Below are 1,538 nucleotides of genomic sequence, written 5' to 3'. Positions count from 1 at the left end.
CTCCAGAAAGGAGGTGTTCCAGCCGCACCTTCCGGTACGGCTACCTTGTTACGACTTAGCCCCAGTCACCGGTTTTGCCCTAGGTCGCTCCTCGCGGTCACGAACTTCAGGCACCCCCAGCTCCCATGGCTTGACGGGCGGTGTGTACAAGGCCCGGGAACGTATTCACCGCGCCATGGCTGATGCGCGATTACTAGCGAATCCAACTTCATGGAGGCGGGTTTCAGCCTCCAATCCGAACTGAGATAGGCTTTCGAGATTCGCATCCCTTCGCAGGGTAGCTGCCCTCTGTACCTACCATTGTAACACGTGTGTAGCCCCGGACGTAAGGGCCGTGCTGATTTGACCTCATCCCCACCTTCCTCTCGGCTTACACCGGCAGTCCCGCCAGAGTGCCCAGCTCGACCTGATGGCAACTAACGGTAGGGGTTGCGCTCGTTATGGGACTTAACCCGACACCTCACGGCACGAGCTGACGACAACCATGCAGCACCTAGTTTCGCGCCCCGTAGGGAAAACATCTTTCAATGTCTGTCGCTAACTTTCAAGCCCGGGTAAGGTTCCTCGCGTATCATCGAATTAAACCACATGTTCCTCCGCTTGTGCGGGCCCCCGTCAATTCCTTTGAGTTTCATTCTTGCGAACGTACTCCCCAGGTGGATAACTTATCGCTTTCGCTTAGTCACCGACTGTGTATCGCCGACAACGAGTTATCATCGTTTACTGCGTGGACTACCAGGGTATCTAATCCTGTTTGCTCCCCACGCTTTCGTGCCTCAACGTCAGATATAGTTTGGTAAGCTGCCTTCGCAATCGGTGTTCTGTATGATCTCTAAGCATTTCACCGCTACACCATACATTCCGCCTACCGCAACTACTCTCTAGCCCAACAGTATTGGAGGCAGTTTCAGGGTTAAGCCCTAACATTTCACCTCCAACTTATCGAACCGCCTACGCACCCTTTAAACCCAATAAATCCGGATAACGCTCGGATCCTCCGTATTACCGCGGCTGCTGGCACGGAGTTAGCCGATCCTTATTCGTACGATACTTTCAGACAGATACTCGTATCTGCGTTTACCCTCGTACAAAAGCAGTTTACAACTCATAGAGCCGTCATCCTGCACGCGGCATGGCTGGTTCAGACTTGCGTCCATTGACCAATATTCCTCACTGCTGCCTCCCGTAGGAGTTTGGTCCGTGTCTCAGTACCAATGTGGGGGGTTAACCTCTCAGTCCCCCTATGTATCGTCGCCTTGGTGAGCCGTTACCCCACCAACCAGCTAATACAACGCATGCCCATCTCTAACCACCGGAGTTTTCAACCGCAAACGATGCCGTCTGCGATGTTATGGGGTATTAGTACCAATTTCTCAGTGTTATCCCCCTGTTAAAGGTAGGTTGCATACGCGTTACGCACCCGTGCGCCGGTCGCCATCTGAAGTATTGCTACTCCAATGATGCCCCTCGACTTGCATGTGTTAAGCCTGCCGCTAGCGTTCATCCTGAGCCAGGATCAAACTCTCCATTGTATGAAA

1 rRNA gene is annotated in these 1,538 nt (G+C 53.1%); it reads right to left on the bottom strand.

Features of this window, described 5'->3' with window-relative positions:
• Positions 1-6: 6 nt before the first annotated feature.
• Positions 7-1,532 (bottom strand): 16S ribosomal RNA (locus tag BN3659_RS11725).
• Positions 1,533-1,538 lie beyond the last annotated feature (6 nt).

The sequence above is a fragment of the Alistipes sp. CHKCI003 genome (assembly GCF_900021155.1).
Classification (GTDB): Bacteria; Bacteroidota; Bacteroidia; order Bacteroidales; family Rikenellaceae; genus Alistipes; species Alistipes excrementavium.
The sequence above is the reverse complement of the archived record's forward strand: the minus strand, read 5'-3'. Positions and strand labels throughout refer to the sequence as shown.